The sequence below is a fragment of the Rhizobium sp. 62_C5_N11_2 genome (assembly GCF_051811185.1).
GTDB lineage: Bacteria > Pseudomonadota > Alphaproteobacteria > Rhizobiales > Rhizobiaceae > Rhizobium > Rhizobium leguminosarum.
The window spans coordinates 3,298,631-3,320,296 of record NZ_JBPWPW010000001.1 but is presented as its reverse complement, the minus strand read 5'-3'; the positions used below and the strand labels follow the sequence as shown (position 1 = coordinate 3,320,296).

19 protein-coding genes are annotated in these 21,666 nt (G+C 61.2%); 7 read left to right on the top strand and 12 right to left on the bottom strand.

The features are described 5' to 3' along the window. Positions 1-20 precede the first annotated feature (20 nt). The 5 genes from AB8B31_RS16620 to ureG all read left to right on the top strand — a co-directional run bounded on the left by AB8B31_RS16620 (position 21) and on the right by ureG (position 3,950). The gene (locus AB8B31_RS16620) at positions 21-692 is read left to right on the top strand and encodes a TIGR02117 family protein (protein ID WP_018243284.1); all 672 of its coding nucleotides are present in this window, start codon (positions 21-23) and stop codon (positions 690-692) included. 331 nt (positions 693-1,023) lie between these two features. Further along, entirely contained in the window at positions 1,024-1,887 is an 864-nt protein-coding gene (locus AB8B31_RS16615; protein ID WP_018243283.1) for a GGDEF domain-containing protein, read from the top strand. Between the two features lie 86 nt (positions 1,888-1,973). Beyond that, positions 1,974-2,570, top strand: a complete 597-nt coding sequence (gene ureE / locus AB8B31_RS16610) for an urease accessory protein UreE (RefSeq protein ID WP_018243282.1) — start codon at positions 1,974-1,976, stop codon at positions 2,568-2,570. Between the two features lie 6 nt (positions 2,571-2,576). Further along, positions 2,577-3,248 (top strand): urease accessory protein UreF, encoded by a 672-nt coding sequence (locus AB8B31_RS16605; RefSeq protein WP_018243281.1) that lies wholly within the window; start codon positions 2,577-2,579, stop codon positions 3,246-3,248. Positions 3,249-3,338: 90 nt separating this feature from the next. After that, entirely contained in the window at positions 3,339-3,950 is a 612-nt protein-coding gene (gene ureG, locus AB8B31_RS16600; protein WP_003590582.1) for an urease accessory protein UreG, read from the top strand. A gap of 90 nt (positions 3,951-4,040) precedes the next feature. Here the strand turns inward: ureG and AB8B31_RS16595 are convergent, their stop codons facing one another. From AB8B31_RS16595 to AB8B31_RS16565, 7 genes are all read right to left on the bottom strand, one after another. Further along, on the bottom strand, positions 4,041-4,724 hold the full coding sequence (locus AB8B31_RS16595; protein WP_018243280.1) for a Crp/Fnr family transcriptional regulator: 684 nt from the start codon (positions 4,722-4,724) through the stop codon (positions 4,041-4,043). A 167-nt stretch (positions 4,725-4,891) separates the two neighbouring features. Further along, positions 4,892-8,218, bottom strand: coding sequence for an efflux RND transporter permease subunit (locus AB8B31_RS16590; RefSeq protein WP_018446868.1), 3,327 nt, complete (start codon positions 8,216-8,218; stop codon positions 4,892-4,894). Positions 8,219-8,230: 12 nt separating this feature from the next. Continuing rightward, positions 8,231-9,421: an efflux RND transporter periplasmic adaptor subunit gene (locus AB8B31_RS16585; protein ID WP_018243278.1), complete on the bottom strand. Its 1,191-nt coding sequence runs from the start codon at positions 9,419-9,421 to the stop codon at positions 8,231-8,233. A gap of 613 nt (positions 9,422-10,034) precedes the next feature. Further along, positions 10,035-11,006, bottom strand: coding sequence for an ABC transporter substrate-binding protein (locus AB8B31_RS16580; RefSeq protein WP_018243277.1), 972 nt, complete (start codon positions 11,004-11,006; stop codon positions 10,035-10,037). 59 nt (positions 11,007-11,065) lie between these two features. Then, positions 11,066-12,193: an ABC transporter permease gene (locus AB8B31_RS16575; RefSeq protein ID WP_018243276.1), complete on the bottom strand. Its 1,128-nt coding sequence runs from the start codon at positions 12,191-12,193 to the stop codon at positions 11,066-11,068. Then, on the bottom strand, positions 12,190-13,119 hold the full coding sequence (locus tag AB8B31_RS16570) for an ABC transporter permease (protein WP_439007468.1): 930 nt from the start codon (positions 13,117-13,119) through the stop codon (positions 12,190-12,192). The genes AB8B31_RS16575 and AB8B31_RS16570 overlap by 4 nt, the downstream gene beginning before the upstream one ends. Before the next feature lie 58 nt (positions 13,120-13,177). Further along, complete coding sequence (locus tag AB8B31_RS16565) at positions 13,178-13,954, bottom strand: ABC transporter ATP-binding protein (protein ID WP_018446866.1); 777 nt, start codon at positions 13,952-13,954, stop codon at positions 13,178-13,180. A gap of 94 nt (positions 13,955-14,048) precedes the next feature. On the opposite strand from AB8B31_RS16565, the gene AB8B31_RS16560 reads away from it, so the two are divergent. Next, positions 14,049-14,462 (top strand): cupin domain-containing protein, encoded by a 414-nt coding sequence (locus AB8B31_RS16560; protein WP_018243273.1) that lies wholly within the window; start codon positions 14,049-14,051, stop codon positions 14,460-14,462. 58 nt (positions 14,463-14,520) lie between these two features. Here the strand turns inward: AB8B31_RS16560 and hydA are convergent, their stop codons facing one another. The 3 genes from hydA to AB8B31_RS16545 are packed head-to-tail and all read right to left on the bottom strand — an operon-like array spanning position 14,521 to position 17,503. Continuing rightward, complete coding sequence (gene hydA / locus AB8B31_RS16555) at positions 14,521-15,975, bottom strand: dihydropyrimidinase (RefSeq protein ID WP_018243272.1); 1,455 nt, start codon at positions 15,973-15,975, stop codon at positions 14,521-14,523. Next, positions 15,972-16,253: a hypothetical protein gene (locus AB8B31_RS16550; RefSeq protein WP_018243271.1), complete on the bottom strand. Its 282-nt coding sequence runs from the start codon at positions 16,251-16,253 to the stop codon at positions 15,972-15,974. The genes hydA and AB8B31_RS16550 overlap by 4 nt, the downstream gene beginning before the upstream one ends. Then, positions 16,250-17,503: a Zn-dependent hydrolase gene (locus tag AB8B31_RS16545; RefSeq protein WP_018243270.1), complete on the bottom strand. Its 1,254-nt coding sequence runs from the start codon at positions 17,501-17,503 to the stop codon at positions 16,250-16,252. Before AB8B31_RS16545 ends, AB8B31_RS16550 begins: the two co-directional genes overlap by 4 nt. A 276-nt stretch (positions 17,504-17,779) precedes the next feature. Between AB8B31_RS16545 and AB8B31_RS16540 the strand changes: the two genes are divergently transcribed. Beyond that, complete coding sequence (locus tag AB8B31_RS16540; RefSeq protein ID WP_018243269.1) at positions 17,780-18,457, top strand: TetR family transcriptional regulator C-terminal domain-containing protein; 678 nt, start codon at positions 17,780-17,782, stop codon at positions 18,455-18,457. A 5-nt stretch (positions 18,458-18,462) separates the two neighbouring features. Here the strand turns inward: AB8B31_RS16540 and AB8B31_RS16535 are convergent, their stop codons facing one another. Together AB8B31_RS16535 and AB8B31_RS16530 are read right to left on the bottom strand one after the other, a co-directional pair. Beyond that, the gene (locus AB8B31_RS16535; protein ID WP_018243268.1) at positions 18,463-21,030 is read right to left on the bottom strand and encodes an HWE histidine kinase domain-containing protein; all 2,568 of its coding nucleotides are present in this window, start codon (positions 21,028-21,030) and stop codon (positions 18,463-18,465) included. Beyond that, entirely contained in the window at positions 21,027-21,563 is a 537-nt protein-coding gene (locus AB8B31_RS16530; RefSeq protein ID WP_026188502.1) for a biliverdin-producing heme oxygenase, read from the bottom strand. The genes AB8B31_RS16535 and AB8B31_RS16530 overlap by 4 nt, the downstream gene beginning before the upstream one ends. Positions 21,564-21,666 lie beyond the last annotated feature (103 nt).

The following is a 21,666-nucleotide window of genomic DNA, read 5'->3' as shown; positions in this document are numbered from 1 at the left end:
ATGTGCAACGGGCGGTTCCGATGAGGACAGGTATCCGCTGGTTGTTGCGGATCGTATTCCTGCTTGTGCTTTTGGTGGCCTGCGGAACCTTCATTCCCCGGCCGCTGATTGCGCCGGTCAAGGCGTCGTCCGTCGCAGTGACACATCGGATTCTTCTGCTGTCGGGACCAATCCATACCGATATTGCCATTCCGCTCGACGAGGAGACGCGGGCTGCCTTTTCCTTCCTCGGTAATACCGATTTTCCGCTCGCCCATCCGAATGCGGAGTGGCTCATTATCGGCTGGGGCGGTCGTGCTTTCTATCTGGAAACGCCCACATGGGCGGAACTGAAAGCACTGCCGGTGCTGCGCGCGCTGACGATCGACCGTTCAGTGCTGCATGTGGACCTTGCCGGTCATATCACCGAACCGCAGTCCAACGTCGCGGCATTCGATGTCAGTGAGGATCAATTGGCGAAGTTGCGCGACTTTATCTCGGACAGTTTCGTGCGCGACGCGGGCGCGGTCGTGCCGATCCCGGATGCGGGCTACGGCGAGATCGATCGGTTCTTCGAGGCCAAGGGATACTTCAATGCGCTCTTCGGCTGCAATACCTGGACTGCCGCTGCCCTCCGCTCGGCCGGGCTTCGAACCGGCTTATGGAACCCGTTTCCACAAGCATTGCGATTGTCTGTTGCTGTCTACAATTGAAGCAACCGTCGGGCCATCCCGCTCTTAAAGTGAATTGTGAAGAGCACTCTCCATCTGGTTGTAAAAATCGGTGAAAAAATCGCTATTTTCCCCAGTTAAACCATTCTGGAACAACGGCACTGCACAATTGGATAAATCCGTTCAATATCAATAGTTTAAATGTATTTCTATAGTGTTCGATTCAGGGATTGGAAAGCTGCATCCACTGCTAGAAAAATTCTGTCCACCGAATCGTCCAAAGTGGCTCGAATTTTAACGAGTTGATTAAGAACCCCGCAGCAATTGGGCTCTTATCAATGCCTTGAAACGCCGGGCAAGAAGGTTGATTCTCATGAGAAACTGGATTTCGCTGCAGGCCGATTTTGGCGATCTTCAATACCGCAGGAACGTCTATGTCTTCGCCCTGAAGATGAGCTTTCTTGCCGTCATTCTCTCCGGCGTCATTATTGCGCTGACGATGCCGTCGCTCGATCTTCTCGGACTTTTGCCGGTGACGCTCGCACATGCAATTGGCTTCAGTGCGATCTTTTCCTGGCTGATCGGCGGCACGGTTTCCGGCATGCTGTCGCTGTTTGCCGGCTTTGCCATGCGCGATCTTGCGCTCTCGCGGGCGGAATTCGAAAAGCTGAGCCGCACGGATACGCTTTCGGGACTACTCAACCGGCGTGCCTTTACTGAGGCACTCGATAACGTCGATAGCAACGCGTCGCTGGTAATTTTCGACGTCGATCGTTTCAAGGCGATCAACGACCGCTTTGGCCACGGTTGCGGCGATGCCGTCATCATCGCGGTTTCGGCCATGCTGACATCCGCCTTCGATGAGATGGCCGTCGTCGCACGCCTGGGGGGCGAGGAGTTCGGCGTCATCGTCTCTGGCGAACCTCTGGAGGCGCGGATGGAGCGGATCGAGGGTGTCCGGGCTCGGATCGCTAGCGGCGCCATTAAGGCCGAGGGGCACGAGATCCGCATCACCGTTTCCGGCGGTGTTGCCGATCTGGTCACCGGGCGCCACAAGCAGGCGGTCTATGCCTCCGCCGACCGGGCGCTCTATCTCGCCAAGGCGCTCGGGCGCAATCGCGTCGTACATGAACGGGAAGGTCTTCATCACGCCTGGCACGGGCTCGTCGATAACGGCGTCGATGGCGAGAAAAGAGGCCCGGAGAGCGACAACGTGATGCAGGCTTACGGAATATAAAAGCCGAAGCCGGACGAAAGGCCATTGGTGCTTGCATCGGGAAGAGCTATTTTGCATGGTCGTCCTCTCAGAAAAACGGACATGTCATGCAGCGCGTCACCTCCTATCTTCCCGCCGGAACCCCTTCCTCTCACCCCATCGCCCAGGTCAAGCTGCCGCATGATCTGCGCCATCTTCGCCGCAAGCTGCTGCATCTGGAAAATGGCGAGATGGTCATGCTCGATCTCAAGGATCCGGTGCTTTTCGCCAATGGCGACCTGCTGGTGCGCGACGACGGCGAACTGATCGAGATCCTCGCCGCCGACGAGAAACTTTTCGAAATCCGCGGTCGCGACCGCACCCATCTGGTCGAGCTCGCCTGGCATCTCGGCAACCGGCATCTTGCCGCTCAGATCGAGGAAGACCGCATCGTCATCCTCCGCGATCATGTCATCCGCACCATGCTGCAGGGCCTCGGCGCCGTCGTCCTCGAGATCGACGAGCCGTTCCAGCCGGCGCGGGGCGCCTATCATTCCCAAGGCGGGCATTCGCATGGGCATGATCACGATCACAATCATGACCACGGGGATGACCACGGGCATGATCATAGTCACAGCCATGACCATGATCACGAACATGGCTACGAGCATGAGCATGAGCACCGCCACGATCGCGGCCATGATCATGACCACAAGCACGACTGAGCCTTGATGACCAGGGATCGCGAGCTGCAGGCATTGCTGCGCCTGACGGCATGGCTGTCACCAGCCTTTCCGATCGGCGGCTTTGCCTATTCGGGCGGGCTGGAGCGAGCGGTGGCCGATGGGCTCGTTACGGATGCGGCCTCGCTTGCGGCCTGGATCGGCACGCTGGTCGGCAATGGTTCGGCCTGGAACGATGCGGTGCTTCTGGCCGAAAGCCATAGGCAACAGGCACAGCCCGCACGCCTTGCCGAAGTCGCTGCACTCGCCGAGGCGCTGGCCGGATCACGCGAGCGGCATCAGGAAACGATGCTGCTCGGCGAGGCTTTCCTCGCAGCGGCGCGGGCCTGGCCGGACGGGGTGTTCGAGCGGCTACCTGACAAGGTCGCTTATCCCATTGCGGTCGGGGCGGTTACAGGCGCCCATGGCATAATGCCCGAGAAGGCGCTCGCCGCCTTTCTGCATGCCTATGTCTCACAAGCGGTTTCATCCGGCATCCGCCTCGGTGTCGCCGGGCAAAGGGATGGCCTCGCCGTTCTTGCCGGTCTGGAAGACCATATCGCGGAGGTCGCCCGGCGGGCGGCAGCCTCGGCGCTTGACGATCTGGGTTCGGCGACGGTGCAGGCCGATATTGCCAGCCTGCGCCACGAGACGCAGGCGACGCGGCTGTTCCGTTCGTGATTGTCTGAAATTATCGCTGTGGCTGCGTCATTTGACGGTGGCGCCGGCGGGCGGCTTCGCTATCATCAAGGTTCGATTGGAGTAAGGCATATGAAATCAAGAAACGGACCTTTGCGTGTCGGCATCGGCGGGCCGGTCGGCTCGGGCAAGACGGCGCTGACCGAAAAGCTCTGCAAGGCGATGCGCGACGACTATTCTGTCGCCGTCGTCACCAACGATATCTACACGACAGAGGATGCCGAGGCGCTGGTGCGGATGCAGGCATTGCCTTCGGACCGCATCGTCGGTGTCGAAACGGGCGGCTGCCCGCATACAGCCATTCGCGAGGATGCGACGATCAATTTGCAGGCGATCGCCGGCCTGAACCAGCGGATTCCCGATCTCGACGTCGTCTTCATCGAATCCGGCGGCGACAATCTGGCGGCGACCTTTTCGCCCGATCTTGCCGATATCACCATCTATGTCATTTCCGTTTGCCAGGGCGAGGAAATCCCGCGCAAGGGCGGGCCTGGTATCACCCGGTCGGACCTGCTCGTCATCAACAAGAAGGATCTGGCGCCTTATGTCGGCGCCGATCTCGAGGTGATGGACCGGGATGCGACGCGCATGCGCGCTTCGCGCCCCTTCGTCTTCTCCGACATGAAGCGCGGCGACGGTGTCAGCTCGATCGTCAGCTTCCTCAGGGAGCAGGGCGGTCTCTAGATCCAGATTTTAGGCCGGATCAAAGTCGACGAATTAGAGGATGATATCGTCCGAAAACCGCTCACACTTTTCGGCATCATGCTCTGACGGTTAGATCCGTCGGAGCAGGTTGACGTCGCTGATGGCGATCGTCCGGCCGCGCACCGTGACACCTTTCGTCTTCAACGTCGAGAAGGCGCGCGAGAGCGCCTCCGGTGCGAGGCCAAGCTTGCGGGCGAGCAGGTTTTTCGGAAAGGGCAGCCGCAGCGAAGCGGCCGCACCGTTCTCGGCGCAGTGGGTCAGCAGATAATGCGCCACGCGCTGCGGCGCGGTCTGCATGCGGTCGCTTGCCAGGCATTCCATCATCGAGATCAGATGCAGTGACAGGCTGCGCGTGATCGCCTTGCCGATCCGCGGCCGCTCCTCCAGCAACAGCCGAACCTTTGCGATATCAAAGCACGCCAGCACGGCATGATCCATTGCTTGCGCGCCGTAGTGATAGGTTTCGTCGGCGTGGATCAGGCATTCCGCGAAGCTGTCGCCGGGCTCGCAGATGCGGATATCGGCCTGCCTGCCGTCGCCGTTGCGACGATAGAGCCTGACATAACCGCTCAGCACGCAATAGAAATAGGCCGCCTTGTCGGCCTCCTCGATGAGAACGTCATGCGGGTCGCAGAGGCGAACGGTGGCGCAGGCGCGCAGGGCTTCAGCCTCGTTGCGGTCGAGCCCGGCCATGAGGGCGGCCTTGGCGAGCACAGCGGCCTCTTGGCCGTTGAATGTCAGCGTCCTGTTCATCTCCCGGTCTCCTGATATGGCCGGTCTTTCCAATTCCATGTGCATGCCGGGCAAAATACGGGAAGGAGATGGCGGTGGATTTGATTTCGGTCAATCGCCAGAAGTGAACAGCAAAAACGAAACGGGCCGGGAGATCGCTCCCGGCCCGTTCATTTCCTGGGCTTTGCCTATTCCGCCGCGAAGGGCGGCAGGCGCAGCACGTTGGTGTCGTTGCCCTTGGCGCTCTTGCGCTTGCCTTCCGGCTTTTCGATTGCGGTCAGACGCTCCTCCAGCGAGTCGATTTCGCTGCGGTTCTCGCGGGTGACGCGGGTGAGATCCTCGCGCGACAGCGGCAGCTCCTCCTCGTCCTTCCTGCCGACCAGGCGGCCGAAAGCCCAGCCGAGCAGGCGGGACAGGTCGTCCATGATCAGGAAGAAGGAGGGCACGACGACGAGCGAGAGTACGGTCGAAACGATGATGCCGCCGATCACTGCAATTGCCATCGGCGCGCGGAACGAGCCGCCTTCGCCGACACCAAGCGCGGAAGGCAGCATGCCCGCCGACATGGCGATCGAGGTCATGATGATCGGCCGGGCGCGCTTGCGGCCGGCTTCGACCATGGCCTCGACACGAGGCATGCCCTGATGGCGCATCTCGATTGCGAAATCGACCAGCAGGATGGCGTTCTTGGTGACGACACCCATCAGCATGAGGATGCCGATCATGACAGGCATCGACAGCGGATTGCTGGTGAGGATCAGGCCGGCTGCGACGCCGCCAATGGCGAGCGGCAGTGAGAACAGGATGGTGAAGGGCTGGATCACGTCCTTGAAGAGCAGGATCAGCACCGTCAGCACCAGCAGCAGGCCCATCAACATGGCGTTGACGAAGCTCTGCTGCATCTCGGTCTGCACCTTGGTGTCGCCGCTTTCGGCAAGGTGCACCGTGGCCGGGATATTGGCGTCGTTGACGATCTGACGGAAGCGGGCCGAAGCCGTGTCGAGTGCTACGCCCTGCGGCAGGTCGGAGCCGATCGAGACGACGCGGTTGCGGTTGTTGCGCTTGATCGAGCTTACGCCTTCCGAATAGTCGATATTGGCGACGCTCGCGAGCGGAACGGTGCCGCCGCTGGCGGTCTGGATCTTCAATGTCCGGATGGCCGCCAGATCGCGACGCATGTCGAGTGCGGCCTGAACGCGGATCGGGATCTGGCGATCGTCGAGCGAGATCTTGGCAAGGGCGGCATCGACATCGCCGATGGTGGCGACGCGGATCGTCTCGGAGATCTGCTGCGGCGTAATGCCGAGGCGGGCCGCCTCATCCATGCGCGGGTGAACCTGCAGCTCCGGACGGGGCAGGGAGCCGTCGGCGCTGACATTGGCAAGCAGCGGATCGGCGCGCAGCTTGGATTCCAGAATGCCTACGGCGTCGTTCAGGTCCTTGTCGTTCTTGGAAAGGAAGTTGAAGGAGAGGTCGCGTTCGCCGCGGTCATTGAGCTTCAGGATCCGGACGTCGGGAATATCGCGCAGCTTGGCGAAGACTTCCTTTTCGATATCCCATTGCGGGCGTTCACGGCCGTGGACCTCCACCTTCGGCAGTTTCGGGCCAATGACGGGGATATGGCCGAGCACGTCGTTGACCATCTTCTTGACCAGCGATTGGTCGAGCTTGTCGAGTGCCAGCGTGATGGTCGCACGGCGCAGTTCGAGATCACCCTTCGGCGACGCGCCGCCGAGGACGAAGACGCTTTCGACGCCATTGATGTCCTTGACCCTGTCATAGATCGCATCCGTCGTCTTCTCGGTGTCGTCAAGGCGCGCATTGGGCGGCAGCTCGACGGAGAGAACGATGCGTGAGGCATCTTCCGGCGGCAGGAAGCTGCCGGGAACCTGCATCAGCAGCAAAACGGAGCCGACCAGGAAAGCGAACGCGACAATCAGCGTTGCATACCGCGTGTACCAGCGTCCAGTCGTGCCACGTATGAGACGGGTGTATCCCCGCATCAGCAGGCTGTCATTGTCGTGATGGTCTTCCATGCCGTCTTCGGCGCGCATCAGATAAGCGGCCATCATCGGGGTGATCAGTCGCGCGACCATCAGCGAGAAGAAGACGGAGAAGGCGACGGTCAGACCGAACTGGATGAAGTACTGGCCCGGAATGCCCGGCATGAAGGAAACAGGCACGAAAACGGCGATGATGGTGAAGGTGGTGGCGATGACGGCAAGGCCGATTTCGTCAGCCGCCTCGATCGCCGCTCGATAGGGCGTCTTGCCCATCTTGATGTGGCGGGCAATGTTTTCGATTTCGACGATCGCATCGTCGACAAGGATACCGGTGGCCAGCGTCAGAGCGAGGAAGCTGACGAGGTTCAGCGAAAAGCCCATCATGTCCATGACCCAGAAGGTCGGGATCGCAGACAGCGGAAGGGCGATTGCAGAGATCAGGGTCGCACGCCAGTTCCTGAGGAACAGGAGGACGACGATGACGGCGAGCAGCGCACCTTCGAGGAGCGTATGAATGGCGGCTTCATAGTTGCCGTAGGTGAAATAGACCGAATCGTCGATCAGTTCGATCTTCACATTGGGGTTTTCGGCCCGCACCTTGTCGAGGTTCTGCGCCACGGTTTCGGCGACGCTGACCTCACTGGCGCCCTTGGAGCGGAAAACGCCGAAGGTAACGACCGGCGTATCGTTGAAGCGCGAGAAGGATTTCGGCTCCTCATAGGTGTCCTTGATGACGCCGAGATCGGACAGTTTGACGAAGCGGCCGTTCGGCAGGCCGATCGTCGTGTTGGCGAGGTCGGCGACGTTGCGGGCGTCGCCGAGAACACGGATCGCCTGTTCGCTGCCCGCCACCTGGCCACGGCCTGAGCCGAGGTCGATGTTGGTGCCGCGCAGCTGCTGGTTCACGCTCGCGGCGGTGATGCCGTAGGCATTGAGCTTGTCAGGGGTGAGTTCGATGCGTACTTCGCGCTCTGCACCGCCGTAACGGTCGACACGGCCGATGCCGGCCTGGCCCTGCAGTGAACGCTTGATCGTATCGTCGACGAACCAGGAAAGTTCTTCCAGCGACATGGCAGGCGAGGAAACGGCGAAGGTCTGGATCGCCTGTCCCTCGACATCGACCTTGGAGACGATCGGTGCTTCGGCCGTCGCCGGCAGATCGCTGCGGATGCGGTCGATCGCATCCTTGGTGTCCTGTACGGCCTGTTCGGTCGGCACTTCCATCCGGAACATGACGTTGGTTTGCGAGCTGCCGTCGGTCACCGTCGACTGGATTTCGTCGATGCCGGTGATGGAGGCGACTGCGTCTTCAATCTCCTTCGTCACCTGCATTTCGAGTTCAGCCGGCGAAGCGCCGCTCTGCGTCACGCTGATCGAGACGAGCGGCACGTCGATATTTGGAAAACGCGTGATCGGCAGCGAATTAAAGGACTGCATGCCGATGAACACCAGCAGGCAGAAGGCCAGCAGCGGCGCAATGGGATTTCGAATGGACCAGGCTGAAAAATTCATCGGATGGTCTCTTTAGTTGGAAGCCGGGAGCTGTTCACGCACCGGCGTGATGTGGTCGCCGTCGCGGACGTAAGCGCCCGCCTTGGCCACGACCTCGTCGCCGGTCTTCAATCCATTGATGACCTCGACATAGGCGCCGTCCTGGATGCCGGTCTCGATCTTGGCGAATTTCACCACGCCGTCCTCGACTTTGCGGGCGGAGGAACCTTCGTTGCCGGTGAGTACCGCGGTCAGGGGAAGCGCTACGCCTTGCGTCTCGCGCACGATGATCTCGGCGCTGCCATACATGCCGGAACGCGCCTTGCTGTCATCGTCGATGGAGATATGGACGAGGCCAAGGCGGGTAACCGGATCGACAGTCGGCGAAACCAGGCGGACGGCGCCCGAAAGCTTGTCGCGGCTGCCGGAAAGCGAAATTGTTGCCTTTTGGCCGGCCATGATCCTGACAACATCGCTTTCGGCGACCTCAGCGACAAGCTCGATATCGCCATCGCGGATGATGGTGAACAGCGGATCGCCATTGCCAGCGGCAATGGCGCCGACCTTGGCGTTCTTTGCCGAGACCGTGCCGGCGACCGGCGTCTTCACATCGGTGCGCGCCAGCTTCAAATCTGCATCGGCGATCTGGCTGTCGAAGACCTTGAGATCCGCTTCGGAGACCTCGATCGCCTGTTCGGCGGAGACGACGCGGGCATTGGCTGCGGCGGCAGTCGCATCGGCCTGTTCGACCTGGGCGGTGGAAACGGTGCCCTTCTTGCCCATTTCCTGGGCGCGGGCCTGCTGCTGCCTTGCCTGTTCGGCATTGGCCTGCGCCTCGATGAGCTGGGCGCGCAGCTGGGCGAGGCTTGCCTCGCCCTTGGCCTTCGTCGCCATCATCTGGCTCTTTTCCAAGACCAGTGCGTCATCGTTGAGCGTCGCCAGCGTGCTTTCCGCCTGAACCTTGTCGCCGACATCGGCTTTCAGCGTGCGAATCGAGAGGCCTTCGACCTGCGGCTGGATATAGACTTCCTCGACGGGCTTGACCGTTCCTGTGCCGATGACACGGTCGACGAGGGTGCGGTTCACCGCCGTGGTGACGACGATCGCCGGCAGGTTCTGCTGCGGTTTTGCGACCGGCGCTTCCTGCGATAATGCGGTAGATGCAGCAAGTACCGCTGCAAAAAGAGTAAAGGCGCCTAGAATTCCAATCGGCTTGCGTGCCATGCGTCTTCGTCCAATCTTATGATAAGGTTGGCCGAACTCGAGCGTCTGCCACTCAGCGCGCGATCAGGCCACTGCCCTTCCTGCATTCTCAGAGGTATCCGCCGATCCTTTGCCGTCTTCATCCCTCGTCGGCAAATTCGGTTTGTAGGTGGTATCGATTTGCTCGATCTACAAGTCCGGCAGAAAACAATTCCCCATTAGGCGATAATAATTACCATTCTGACGTCAATCAATCACCGCAAGGTTATGTCAACATTACGAAGATTGATCGCGCCTCTATCTCTAAGACGTTTGACGCCCGATAAATGCGACAGTTGCAAGGGATTTTTTTCGGTTGCCGGCTGCTGATGATTTAGGTCGACCGGCCTCAAATCTGAATCACCATCCAAATCAAATAAATAGAGCACGATGTCGTCCGAAACCCGCGTACACTTTTCGGCATCATGCTCCAGAGCATGTCGCGCAAAAGTGTGCAGCGGTTTTGCGATATCGACATGCGTAAAAACAAAGACCTAAAGCGCAACAAGCGAAATTGAAAGATCGCGACGCGCTTTAGAAAAAGATAAAACGCGCGGGAAAACTCCCGCGCGTTTCGCTTAGCATCTTGCCGAAACTACTTGGAAGCGGCGTCGGTGATGTCGTGCGTCCAGGCGCCTGATGGCTCCTTGCTGATGATCTTCTGGTCGAGCAGCGCCTTTGCCGTGCGGGCATAGAGCGCCTCATCCAGCTTGCCGGAGCTGTCGCCGACCAGCTTGGCGACTTCACCCATCATGCGCTTCTGATGGTTGTCGTCCTGGCCGCCATTGTCCATGACGATCTCGGCGGCTTCGTCGGGATTCTCGGTGGCATATTTCCAGCCCTTCATCGAAGCGCGGACGAACTTGACCATCTTCTCCTTGAAGGCCGGGTCCTTCAGCTTGTCTTCCATGGCATAGAGGCCGTCTTCAAGAAGGTCGTTGCCCATTTCAGTGTAATTGAAGACCGTCAGTTCTTCCGGCTTGAAGCCGGCATCGATCGCCTGCCAGTATTCGTTATAGGTCATGACGGAGATGCAGTCGGCCTGCTTCTGGACGAGCGGCTGCACATCGAAGCTCTGCTTCAGCACGGTGACGCCGTTCGGACCGCCTTCTGTGGACAGGCCGAGCTTGTTCATCCAGGCGAAGAAGGGATACTCGTTGCCGAAGAACCAGACGCCGAGCGTGTGGCCCTTGAAGTCGGCTTCGGTCTTGATCGGGCCGTCCTTGCGGCAGACCATTTCCAGGCCAGCCTTCTGGTAGGGCTGGGCGATGTTGACGAGCGGAACGCCCTTTTCGCGGGCAACCAGGGCGCCGCCCATCCAGTCGACGATGACATCGGCGCCGCCGCCGGCGATCACCTGCTCGGGGGCGATATCGGGGCCGCCTGGCTTGATGTCGACGTCGAGGCCTTCCTCCTTATAGAAGCCCTTGTCCTTGGCGACGTAGTAACCGCCGAACTGGCTCTGCGTGACCCATTTCAGCTGCAGCACCACCTTGTCGGCGGCCATGGCATGGGCCGATGCAAGCGACATCGCGCTCGCCATCATTGCAACCATCAACTTTCTCATTTTCTTATCCTTACCCTCTGAAGTTATGCCCGGGATCCGTTTCTGGAGCCCGTGCGCGCCTAGCCACCACGGATAGACGGATGCCAGAACGTCACCGCCCGTTCGGTCAGGGCGATGATGCCATAGAAGATCGAGCCGGCCAGCGCCGCGACGGCGATTTCCGCCCAGACCATGTCGACATTCATGCGGCCGATCTCGGTGGAGATGCGGAAGCCCATGCCGACGATCGGCGTTCCGAAGAATTCCGCAACGATGGCACCAATCAGCGCCAGCGTCGAGTTGATCTTCAGTGCGTTGAAAATGAAGGGCATTGCCGCTGGAAGCCTGAGCTTCAGCAGCGTCTGCCAATAGCCTGAGGCATAGGTGCGCATCAGGTCGCGCTCCATGCTGCCGGAGGCGGCAAGGCCGGCGACGGTATTCACCAGCATCGGGAAGAAGGTCATGATGATGACGACGGCGGCCTTCGACGGCCAGTCGAAGCCGAACCACATGACCATGACAGGGGCGACGCCGATGATCGGCAGGGCCGAAACCATGTTGCCGATCGGCAGAAGGCCGCGGCGCAAGAAGGCGATGCGGTCGGCGAGCACCGCGACGACGAAGCCACTGAGGCAGCCGACGATATAACCGATCAGCACCGCCTTGAAGATCGTCTGCCTGACGTCCGCGCCGAGGATCGGCAGCGACGCCATGAACCGCGCGCCGATGGCGCTCGGTGGCGGCAGCAGGATGAAGGGAACGCCGGCGCCACGCGTGACCGCCTCCCAGAGAATGAGGATCCAGGCGCCGAAGATCGCCGGGATCAGCAACTGCAGTGTCGACTTGCCGAAAGTGGTGACGGGCTGCAGTTTCGACAGCTCGGTGACGCATCGCCAGGCAAGCAGCCAGCAGGCGAAGAGCAGTAGGAAGAAAGCCCGCGTCCCTGCGCCCTCGTTGCCGGAAAGAGCGGAAAGCAGCATCCAGGCGGCGCCATGCGCGCCGATAAACAGCACGGTGGCTCGATAGGCCGGCGGTTGCGGCGCTAGGGACAGCAGGGCAGCCGCGATGACGATGATGAAGATGAGGCTTGCCGTGCCGTCGGTGAGGGGTCGCGTCGCGCCCTCGGCCAGGAGCGGCAGGGCCGTCAGTGCCCCGATGCAGAGGAGGAGAGCAACCACGCCTTGCCAGGAGAAGGTCAGATGTCTCATGCCGGCCTCCCGCCCATGGCGCGGTCGACGATTTTCGCCGCAACGCCGACAATCGCAACCAGGATGCCGGCCAGCAGCGATCCGGCGACAAGTGCCGCCCAGATATCGATGGTCTGGCTGTAATAGGAGCCGGCGAGCAGCTTCGAGCCGATGCCGGCGACAGCACCCGTCGGCAACTCCCCGACGATGGCGCCGACGAGGCTGGCGGCGATCGCAACCTTCATCGAGGTGAAGAGGAAAGGGATCGACGCGGGAACGCGCAGCTTCCAGAAGGTCTGCATCGGGCTGGCATAGTAGGTGCGCATCAGGTCGAGATGCATGATCTCGGGCGAACGCAGACCCTTCACCATGCCGACGGCGACCGGAAAGAAGGAGAGGTAGGTGGAGATCAGCGCCTTCGAGACGAGGCGGGAGGCGTCGGAATCGAGATTGAGGAGATGTGCAACGGAATTGTCGCCGGTCAGCACGTTATAAGAGATGATGACGATCATCGGCGCGATGGCGAGGATCGGTATGGTCTGGCTCGCCACCAGCCAGGGCATCAGCGAGCGGTCCATGGCGCGGTTATGGACGATCAATACGGCGAGAAGGATGCCGAGCAGCATGCCGAAGCCGAATCCGAGCAGAGTGGAGGAGAGCGTTACCCAGCTGTGATAGACGAGGCTGCGGTTGCTCGAAAGGCTGCGCAGGAAGGTGTTCTCGTAGACGTTCTGCGCCACCTGGTGCGGCGCCGGCAGGATCGGCTTCGGCTGGGCGAGCGTCTTGCCGATGAATTCGAGGGTCGAAGGTGTGGCGCCGGCGCGGCCGTCCATGTCGCGCTGGAACGGCGCGTTCATGAGGATGGCGGCGACATACCAGATGACGACGAGCGCCAGCAGGATGGTGGTGACGGGGACGATCTTGTCCTTGAGGGTGTCGGCTTTCATGGGATTCGCTCCCATGTGGTGTTGAGCCTGCAGAGCCCGGAAATCAAACCCCTATTCCTCATGCGTGCCCCGTCCTCAGCCCTTCGCGGACGCGATGGGCAATCTCCAGGAACTCGGGAGTTTCGCGGATGTCGAGCGGGCGCTCGGCCGGCAGGGTCGAGTCGATGATATCGGTCACGCGGCCCGGGCGCGGAGACATCACCACGATCTTGGTCGAGAGATAGACCGCCTCGGGGATGGAATGAGTGACGAAGCAGATTGTCTTGTTGGTGCGGGTCCAGAGTTTCAGCAGCTCTTCGTTCAGATGGTCGCGCACGATCTCGTCCAGGGCGCCGAAGGGCTCGTCCATCAACAGCAGGTCGGCGTCGAAGGCGAGCGCACGGGCGATCGAGGCGCGCTGCTGCATGCCGCCGGAAAGCTGCCAGGGGAATTTCTTCTCGAAGCCCGAAAGACTGACGAGATCGAGCGCTTCGGCGACGCGCCTCGTCCGGTCGGCGCTGGAATAGCCCATGATCTCCAGCGGCAGGGCGATGTTGTTTTCGATGGTGCGCCAGGGATAGAGCGCCGGCGCCTGGAAGACATAGCCATAGGCACGGGCCTTGCGGGCTTCCTCCGGCGTCATGCCATTGATCGAAATCTCGCCCGAAGTGCTCTTTTCGAGATCGGCGATGACACGCAGGAAAGTGGTCTTGCCGCAGCCCGATGGACCGATGAAAGAAACGAAATCGCCCTTGCGGACGTCGAGATTGACATTGCTCAGTGCACGCACCGGGCCGTCATTCGCCTGGTAGGTGAGACAGAGATCCTTGGCGGATACGACGGAGGGTGCTTGCATCAATGCGACCAGTCTTGTTTTCCCCGCGGGAGCGCGGTTTGCATGTTATCATTACCGCCGGTTTTATCGACGACACACTCCATGGAGGATGAGGATGGACGCGACATCAAAGCCCACCTGCCACATCGTTCGCCCCAATCATGCCTATGACGGCAAGCAGGGGCTCAGCTATTTCGCAGGCATCGCCGCCGAGACGGTCGGCGCCAAGGGTATCTGCATGCACCTTCTGACGATCCCGCCGGGCGTGCGCGCCAAGGCGCATCTGCACGAGGCGCACGAGACGGCGATCTACATGCTCTCCGGCGAGGCCCATACCTGGTACGGAGACGAACTTGAGCATCACGTCATCGTCCATGCCGGCGAACTTTTCTATATCCCGGCCGGTGTGCCGCACCTGCCGGCGAACCTCAGCAGCACGCCGTGCACGGCGATCATCGCGCGCACCGATCCGAACGAGCAGGAAAGCGTCGTGCTTCTGCCGGAGTTGGACGCTTTGGTGCCGGCGTGAGGTCATTGGCATAGAGGAAGCGGTCTCCGATTGATGGCCGTATCGTCATGCGCCATCGTCATACGCCGCTTGCCGGAATGCCGCTGCGAGTCACCTTGCGCGGCGCGGTGATGTCCTTCCACTGGGAAAGCGCCTTGCTGACAGCCGTGACCGGTTCGCGCCTGACGAATTCGCCGTGGCCCTCGCGGGTCTTGATCGCGCCTTCCTCGATCGCCACGACGCCGCGTGTCAGCGTGTAGCGGGGCAGGCCGGTTACTTCCTTGCCTTCGAAGACGTTGTAGTCGATCGCCGACTGCTGGGCCTTGGACGAAATGGTCTTGGAACGTTGCGGGTCCCAGACGACGATGTCGGCATCGGCGCCGACAAGGATCGCGCCCTTCTTCGGATAGATGTTGAGAATCTTGGCGATGTTGGTCGAGGTGACGGCGACGAATTCGTTCATCGTCAGCCGGCCGGTGTTGACGCCATGCGTCCAGAGCATCGGCATGCGGTCTTCGAGGCCGCCGGTGCCGTTCGGGATCTTGGTGAAATCGCCGACGCCGAAGCGCTTCTGCGCCGTGGTGAAGGCGCAATGGTCGGTGGCGACCACCTGCAGCGAGCCGGAGGCAAGGCCTGCCCAAAGCGAGTCCTGATGCTGCTTGTTGCGGAAGGGTGGCGACATCACCCGGCGAGCCGCATGATCCCAGTCGGGATTGGAATATTCGCTCTCGTCGAGCGTCAGGTGCTGGATCAGCGGTTCGCCATAGACACGCATGCCTTTGGCGCGGGCGCGGCGGATCGCCTCGTGTGCCTGTTCGCAGGAGGTGTGGACGATATAGACCGGGCAACCGGCCATATCGGCGATCATGATGGCGCGGTTGGTGGCTTCGCCTTCCACCTCGGCCGGGCGGGAATAGGCATGCGCCTCGGGGCCGTTATTGCCCTCGGCGAGCAGCTTTGCCGACATCGAGGCGACGACGTCGCCGTTTTCGGCGTGCACCAGCGGCAGAGCGCCGAGTTCGGCGCAGCGCTGGAACGACGCGAACATCTCGTCATCGTCCACCATCAGCGCGCCCTTGTAGGCCATGAAGTGCTTGAAGGTGTTGATGCCCTTGTCGCGGACGATGGTCTCCATCTCCTTGAAGACCTGCTCGCTCCACCAGGTGACCGCCATGTGGAAGGAATAGTCGCAATTGGCGCGGGTCGATTTGTTGTCCCACATGGTCAGCGCCTCGAGCAGCGACTGGCCGGGGGCGGGCAGGGCGAAATCGACCACCATCGTCGTGCCGCCGGAAAGGGCGGCGCGCGTGCCGCTTTCGAAATCGTCGGAGGAATAGGTGCCCATGAAGGGCATTTCGAGATGCGTGTGCGGATCGATGCCGCCCGGCATGACGTAACAGCCGGTCGCATCCAGCGTCTCGTCGCCCGAGAGGTTCGGCCCGATCTCGATGATCTTGCCGCCGTCGATCTTGACGTCGGCTTTGTAGGTGAGGTCGGCAGTGACGATGGTGCCGTTTTTGATGACTGTGCTCATTCTCCGAACTCCCTGTGGCTGCGCGGTGCCTGCGCAAGCTGGTTATCCAATGACTGGCGGTAGCGGATGCAGCCGCGCATGAATTGAGGCCAATCGGGCACGATCTGACCACCAATCGGGGTATCAGGCAGGAGCGCCCACAAATCGGGATGATGCCAACAGAGTTCGTGTCCCGACGTATCCCGATGGATGCGGATCGTCTGGCGCATGACGCGTGCCGCCGACAACAGGTCGGTGTGGCTCATGCTGTCCAGATCTGCGTCCGGATCGGTTGTCACGTAACGATCTCCGCCGTCTCGACCACCGCATGGAACAACACATCGGCTCCGGCCGTCGCCCATTCCTTGGAGATTTCCTCCGCCTCGTTGTGCGAGAGCCCGCCGACGCAGGGGCACATGACCATCGTCGCAGGGGCCACCTTGGCGGCCCAGCAGGCGTCGTGGCCGGCGCCGGAGATGATGTTCATGTGGCTATAGCCGAGCCGCTCGGCGGCTTCGCGCACCGACGTGACCAGTTTCGGATCGAAGGTGATCGGCTCGAAGTGGCCGATCGCTTCGATGGAACAGCCGACACCGAGCGCATCGGTGATCTCAGGCGCCTTCGCCTCGATCTTTGCCCGCATGCGATCAAGCTTCTCCTTGTCAGGCGAGCGGATGTCGACGGTGAAGACCACTTTGCCGGGCAGCACGTTGCGCGAATTCGGCGAGAAGAATACCTGTCCGACGCCGCCGACGGCGCCTGGCTGTTCGCCCATCGCCACGTCCTGGACCATTTCCAGAATGCGGGCCATGGCGAGACCGGCATTGACGCGCAGGTTCATCGGTGTCGAACCGGTATGGGCTTCCTTGCCGGTCAGCGTGAATTCCAGCCACCAGAGGCCCTGGCAATGGGTGACGACGCCGATCTGCTTTTCCTCGGCTTCGAGAATAGGCCCCTGCTCGATGTGATATTCGAAATAGGCGTGCATCTTGCGGGCGCCCACTTCTTCATCGCCGACCCAGCCGATGCGCTTCAGTTCGTCGCCGAACAGATTGCCGTCGGGGTCCCTGCGGTTATAGGCAAAGTCAAGGCTGTGCACCCCGGCGAAAACGCCTGACGCCAGCATGGCAGGGGCAAAACGCGCGCCTTCCTCATTCGTCCAGTTGGTAACGACGATCGGATGTTTGGTCTTGATGCCGAGATCGTTCATGGTGCGGACGACTTCGAGGGCCGCAAGCACGCCGAGCACACCGTCATATTTGCCGCCGGTCGGCTGGGTGTCGAGATGCGAACCGACATAGACGGGCAGGGCATCGGGATCGGTGCCCGGGCGGGTGGCGAACATCGTGCCCATGCGGTCGATACCCATGGTCAAACCGGCATCGTCACACCATTTTTTGAAAAGGCTGCGGCCCTGCGCATCGGCATCCGTCAGCGTCTGGCGATTGTTGCCGCCAGCGATGCCGGGGCCGATCTTCGCCATGTCCATGAGACTGTCCCAGAGACGGTCGCCATTGACGCGCATGTTCTCGCCTGGTGCTGCCACCATTCTTTATGCCCTCACCTGTTTGCGGCAGTCATGCAAAGAGGCATGCCCGCCTGTTCCCGTGGTCCTTTCCTGCGCCCCCTTATTGGTTTTGTCGAGTGCCGGAAAATCGCCAGTTGCCTTTGTTTTGCATCTGACGGATAATTTGACCGATTGGTAAACATTACAACTTCCACCGCCGGGCTCAAGACGAAAATCACGAAAATTGCTGATAAAAATGCGGGCAGTTGCTCAAGGACGCGGCGAGGGTCGTCCCCAACCCAAATTTGAGCGAAGAAGTTGAATTTCAAGGGGAAACGACAGCCTGTGACCATACCGAGAGCAGCGAAAACCCTGAGGCGGACGCGAATCCAGGAGGAGAAGGAAGAGCAGATCCTGGAAGCGGCGCTCGACGTGTTTTCGGCAAGCGGCTTCCGCGGCTCGACCATCGACCAGATCGCCGAAGTGGCCGGCATGTCGAAACCCAACCTGCTCTATTACTTCCGCACCAAGGAAGCCATGCACCGGGCGCTGATCGACCGGGTGCTCTACACCTGGCTGGAGCCGTTACGGGCCTTCGACGCCGAGGGCAATCCCGAAGCGGAAATCCGTAGCTACATCCGTCGCAAGCTGGAAATGGCGCGCGACTTTCCGCGCGAAAGCCGGCTCTTCGCCAATGAGGTGCTGCAGGGCGCGCCGCATATCGAGGACGAGCTGAAGGGGCCGCTGAAGGAGTTGGTCGATGAGAAAGCCGAGGTCATCCGCGCCTGGGCGAAAGCCGGCAAGATCGTCAAATGCGATCCCTACCACCTGATCTTCTCCATCTGGTCGACGACGCAACATTACGCCGATTTCGACGTCCAGGTGCGTGCCGTGCTGGGGCAGGAACATTCCGGCGAAGGGCGTTTCGAGGATGCGGCGCGGTTTCTGGAACAGCTCTTCATCGGCGGGCTGCGACCGGATCCCCTTGGCGGCTGAGAGTTTTACTCTCTCCTCGGAAGCGGCACCCGGGCAAGAATATCCGTCACGCCTTCCATCGTATAAGGCTTCTGTAGCACAGGCGCGTCCGAGTGGCTGTTTGCCTGGGCGATGCCTTCCCCATACCCCGTGGCAAAAACGAAGGGCACGCCATCGGCTGCCAGCCGGTCGGCAATCCCGAAACTCGTCTCATCGCCAAGATTGACATCGAGAAGCGCCAGATCGAAGGACTGGCCGGCGAGAATTTCCATCGCCTCAGTGACACTTGGTGCCGTTGCTACGTCGGCGCCCAGGCGGCGCAGGATGTCTTCGCCATCCATGGCGATGATCAGATTATTTTCCACCAGTAGCACGTTCAGGCCGGAGAGCGGCTGATCGTCGGGAATCGTCTTGCGTCCGGTCGCTCCGACGGGAAGCGGATTTGACCGTTCGCTCGTCGGGCCGACGACATGTCGCGCCGGAATAGAGAAATCGGCCTCGAGCCCATCCTCGACGTAGCGGACCTCCGCCTTGCCGCCAAGGTCATAGGGGATCGAGCGGCGGATGATGGTCGAACCGAAGCCATGACGTTTGGGTTCGACGACGGGCGGGCCATCCTTTTCGCGCCAGCCAATGCGCAGATTACCCTCGTCGTCGCGATGCCAGCGGAGTTGGACCGTGCCGCTGCCGGTACCGGAAAGGCTGCCATATTTGGCGCTGTTGGTCATCAGCTCATGGAAGACAAGGGCGGCGGTGGAAAAAGCCTGCGGTTCCAGCAGCACGTCCTCGCCGCCCATCTGAATGCGTTGCGCATTTTTCCCCAGATAGGCGGCGGTCTCTGCCAGCAGCAATTGCCGGAGCGAAGCGGGCGCCCAATGATCGCGGGTGATCTGGTCATGGGCGCGGGCGAGCGACTGGATGCGGCCCTCGAGCTGGCGAATGTAATCGCCAAGGCTGACCGACGTTGCCTGCGACTGCCGAATGATGCCGGTGATGAGGCTCAATATGTTGCGGACGCGGTGGTTCAGCTCGGCGATCAGCAATTCCTGACGCTCGTTTGCCGTCTGGCGCGCCATGCTGACCTCGTCGGTGAGGCGCAACACCACCTCGATCAATGTGACGCGGATGGTTTCGGCGACACGGCGCTCTGCTTCCGTGAAGGGGAGGGAGCGGCCACGCACCAGTTCCGACCAGGCCTCGAAACTCTTGCGCGGTGTCAGCCGCGGGCCATTGGGCCCGTATTCCACCGGCTTGTGCGGGTCGCCGCCCCAGCGAACGGTGCGCACCAATTCCTGACGGAAAAGCACGACATAATCGCGCGGCGATCGTGAGATCGGGATGGCGAGCATGCCTGCCACCGCATCGTCGACCTCAAGATCCGGATAGGTTTCCGCGAGCCTGTCCACGGCGTAGATGCGGCCGGCGGCGTTGCGGTTGAGGTGTCGGACGAGGGCTGCGAAACTTCTCTCATCCGGCCCGATGCCGGCAAGTGCCAGCCGGCCGTTGATCCAGACGCCGATCCCGTCGGCAGGAATGGCGTCGGCGAGCGCCTCGATCAGCCAAGCCGGATCGTCGAGCAGGCTGGCATTGTCTGCGACGGAGGTGAGAAGCCGGTCGGCGATGCGGCGCGCCTTGGTCTCGTAATCGAGAGCCAGTCGCCGTTCGCGGCTTTCAAGGCGCGAGGCAAACATCTGGCCGAAGAGTTCGGCGGTGGAGCGGCTTTGGGCCGAAGGCAGACGTGGACCGTAGTGATGGCAGGCAAATAGCCCCCAAAGCTTCCCGTCGACGACGATCGATATGGAAAGCGAGGCGCCAACGCCCATATTTTTCAGATATTCGATATGGATCGGCGAGACTGAACGCAAGACCGACATGGAGAGGTCGAGCGGCTGGCCGTGCTCGTCGAGCGGCGGCAGGATCGGGACCGGGACGGCGTCGACATCGGCAATGATGCGGAACAGGTTGCGCAGATAAAGCGCGCGCGCCTGAACCGGAATGTCGGAAGCCGGATAGTGCAGCCCGAGGAACGATCCGATGCCGGCCCGGGCGGCTTCCGCCACCACTTCGCCGGAACCGCTTTCGTCGAAACGGTAGACCATGACCCGATCGAAGCCGGTGAGCGCCCGCGCCTGTCTTGCGCCTTCGCGGAAGAAAGCTTCCAGTGTTTCCGTGTGATCGAGGCGGGACATCATGCTGCGCATGGAGAGCGACGCAGCGTCGTGCCGGTCTTCCTGGCAGCGCTCGCCTTCGATGATGACCTGACCTTCGTTCAGATGCACGGCAAGGTCGAAACTGTTTTGATCGGGCGTCAGAGCAATGCCGAAAATACGCTCGACGACGTCGGAACCGCGCAGCGTGGTAAGTTTGTTGCGGATTGCGTGGAGTGCTTCGGGGCTGATCAGAGAGATAACGGGACGGCCGAGCGCATTGGCCTCTGTCACTCCGAGAAACTCCGCCAGATTTGCGGAGGCGCGGATGACAATCCAGTCTGAGGATACCGCCAAGAGAAAGCCGAAGGGCTGGACCGAGCCGAGCTGGTGGATCGGCTCACGGTCGCAATTGGTGAGATCGACGGGTTCGTGCGTGCCGCTCATGGGACGGCTTCCAGTTCGACTTGCCCCGCTTTGAGGAAGAGATCGAAGACATCGCGGGCTGCGGCGACAGCAGCACCGGGATCGTCCACCTTGCTCGCGTCAAGACGATCCATGAAAAGCCGCATGGCGCCCTTCGGCCCTTGCGGGCTCAAGTAGCTGCTGGGCAAGTGGTCAGGCACGGCCTTGGCGAGCAGCGCGCCGCCGAGCTTGGAGCCCTCAAGGACATAGGCGGCACCCCAGACTGCCGCTTCGCAGCGCAATGCCGGTCGCGGAAGCGGTACGGGCAATCGATCATCGAGTTCCCTTATATCGGCGGCCAGCAGATGCGCGCGTCTTCGTTCCGGCCAGTCCGGCAGCAGGCTGTTGATTCCGGCTTCCTCAAGCGCATGTTCGACTGATGGTACGACCCGGGCATGCGCGCGCAGGAACGCTTTGTAATCCTGGGTGCGTGAGAGGTTGAAACTGCCGAAGAGGGTGTCGACCGCGGCGTGGCAATCTGCAGTTTGTGCGCGGAGGGCGCTGCGAAGTGACATGCTGACGTTTTTCCGAGTGATATGGCCGCCGCCCAAAAGGGACGACGAACTAGCGGATATACTGCGGCATCGCGTTATTTCCAGAGAAACGCCTAGGAATAAC

Excerpts from the sequence above, each read along its gene's own strand:
- AB8B31_RS16620 (WP_018243284.1), top strand. The coding sequence starts at position 21 with ATGAGGACAGGTATCCGCTGGTTGTTGCGGATCGTATTCCTGCTTGTG.
- AB8B31_RS16615 (WP_018243283.1), top strand. The coding sequence starts at position 1,024 with ATGAGAAACTGGATTTCGCTGCAGGCCGATTTTGGCGATCTTCAATAC.
- ureE (WP_018243282.1), top strand. The coding sequence starts at position 1,974 with ATGCAGCGCGTCACCTCCTATCTTCCCGCCGGAACCCCTTCCTCTCAC.
- AB8B31_RS16605 (WP_018243281.1), top strand. The coding sequence starts at position 2,577 with ATGACCAGGGATCGCGAGCTGCAGGCATTGCTGCGCCTGACGGCATGG.
- ureG (WP_003590582.1), top strand. The coding sequence starts at position 3,339 with ATGAAATCAAGAAACGGACCTTTGCGTGTCGGCATCGGCGGGCCGGTC.
- AB8B31_RS16595 (WP_018243280.1), bottom strand. The coding sequence starts at position 4,724 with ATGAACAGGACGCTGACATTCAACGGCCAAGAGGCCGCTGTGCTCGCC.
- AB8B31_RS16590 (WP_018446868.1), bottom strand. The coding sequence starts at position 8,218 with ATGAATTTTTCAGCCTGGTCCATTCGAAATCCCATTGCGCCGCTGCTG.
- AB8B31_RS16585 (WP_018243278.1), bottom strand. The coding sequence starts at position 9,421 with ATGGCACGCAAGCCGATTGGAATTCTAGGCGCCTTTACTCTTTTTGCA.
- AB8B31_RS16580 (WP_018243277.1), bottom strand. The coding sequence starts at position 11,006 with ATGAGAAAGTTGATGGTTGCAATGATGGCGAGCGCGATGTCGCTTGCA.
- AB8B31_RS16575 (WP_018243276.1), bottom strand. The coding sequence starts at position 12,193 with ATGAGACATCTGACCTTCTCCTGGCAAGGCGTGGTTGCTCTCCTCCTC.
- AB8B31_RS16570 (WP_439007468.1), bottom strand. The coding sequence starts at position 13,119 with ATGAAAGCCGACACCCTCAAGGACAAGATCGTCCCCGTCACCACCATC.
- AB8B31_RS16565 (WP_018446866.1), bottom strand. The coding sequence starts at position 13,954 with ATGCAAGCACCCTCCGTCGTATCCGCCAAGGATCTCTGTCTCACCTAC.
- AB8B31_RS16560 (WP_018243273.1), top strand. The coding sequence starts at position 14,049 with ATGGACGCGACATCAAAGCCCACCTGCCACATCGTTCGCCCCAATCAT.
- hydA (WP_018243272.1), bottom strand. The coding sequence starts at position 15,975 with ATGAGCACAGTCATCAAAAACGGCACCATCGTCACTGCCGACCTCACC.
- AB8B31_RS16545 (WP_018243270.1), bottom strand. The coding sequence starts at position 17,503 with ATGGTGGCAGCACCAGGCGAGAACATGCGCGTCAATGGCGACCGTCTC.
- AB8B31_RS16535 (WP_018243268.1), bottom strand. The coding sequence starts at position 21,030 with ATGAGCGGCACGCACGAACCCGTCGATCTCACCAATTGCGACCGTGAG.
- AB8B31_RS16530 (WP_026188502.1), bottom strand. The coding sequence starts at position 21,563 with ATGTCACTTCGCAGCGCCCTCCGCGCACAAACTGCAGATTGCCACGCC.